At 39.1% G+C, this 1,526-nt stretch carries 1 protein-coding gene; it reads left to right on the plus strand.

The features are described 5' to 3' along the window. Positions 1–60: 60 nt before the first annotated feature. Positions 61–1,380 (plus strand): amidohydrolase, encoded by a 1,320-nt coding sequence (locus QZ334_RS08340; protein ID WP_323758631.1) that lies wholly within the window; start codon positions 61–63, stop codon positions 1,378–1,380. The last annotated feature ends 146 nt before the right edge of the window (positions 1,381–1,526 follow it).

Raw genomic sequence — 1,526 nt, forward strand, 5'->3', positions numbered from 1 at the left:
ATACATTATGATTCCATGATCGACCGTATTTTATACGGTCGATTTTATAAAGGAGATATTATGAGCCGTATGACAAAGGAAGAAGTTAAAGAACGTGTTTGTAAAGCTATTGTTGATGCACAACCGCGTTTACGAGAATTAGCAGAATCTATTATGGCTGAACCTGAGCTGGGTTTTAAAGAGGTAAAAACATCTAAAAAGGTTCAAGCTATGTTTGATGAACTTGGCATTTCTTATACTACAGGCCATGCACTGACAGGTGTAAAAGGTAGAATGAAAGGCCGAGATAGTAAATATACGGTTGCCATGGTTGGGGAATTAGATGCCATTCTGTGTCCTCGCCATCCTCGTGCTGATGATTTAACAGGGGCTGCCCATTGCTGTGGTCATAATGTACAAATTACTAATATGTTTGCTGTAGCTATAGGCTTACAAGCGGTGATGGACGAATTAGCAGGCGATGTTGTACTATTTGCCGTTCCGGCAGAGGAAATGATTGAAATTGATTACCGCAATAAATTGCGTGAACAAGGAAAACTCAAGTATATGGGCGGTAAACAACAGCTCATCTATGAAGGTGCTTTCGACGATATCGATATGGCTATGCAAATGCATGTGGAGACTGCCAAAACTCCAGCTGGTGAAATGGGGCTAGGTAGCACCTCTAATGGTTTTGTATCTAAGCTGATTGAATATCACGGCAAGGTAGCTCATGCGGCTCAAGCACCTCATGAAGGTATCAATGCTCTTAATGCTGCTTTGATGGGTGTTATGGGGGTTAACTCCATTCGTGAAACTTTCAAAGAAAGCGATTATTTCAGATTCCATCCCATCATTAATCAAGGGGGTACATTGGTAAATTGTGTGCCTGATTATGTTCAAGTTGAAAGCTATGTGCGTGCCTCTAATATTGAAGCTATTGTAGATGGTAACCATCGTGTTAACAGGGCATTAAAAGCCGGTGGTGATGCAGTAGGGGCTACATGTATTATCAATGACCTACCAGGCTATTTACCGATGCGTAATGATGAACGTATGAATGCTCTATTACGAGAAAATTCAAACCCTATCTTTGGTGAAGCCAATGTATACCAAGGCCCACATATTACAGCTAGTACAGACATGGGGGACGTATCTCACTTGATGCCGGTTATCCATCCATGGGTTGGCTGTATCAGTGGTGTACTACACAGCGCAGAATACGAAATCTCTGTACCTGATGTAGCTTACATTAAAACAGCACAAGCCTTGGCTATGACAATCGTAGACTTATTATATGATGATGCAGCAGGCGCTAAAGATGTATTAGACAACTTTACACCAGCATTAAATAAGCAAAGCTATATTGAACTCTTAGATTGCATTGCTAAGGGTGAATAAAATAAACCACCTATCGAAGATAAATTGATTATCTTTGGTAGGTGGTTTACAATTTTATTAAATGATTTCAAAAAAATTTACTAATTGTTGATTAATAGAAAGTATATCTTTATCTTTTATTGTAATCATATGTTTTAGTATTATTG

This window comes from Veillonella sp. (assembly GCF_019414865.1).
Taxonomy (GTDB): Bacteria; Bacillota; Negativicutes; order Veillonellales; family Veillonellaceae; genus Veillonella.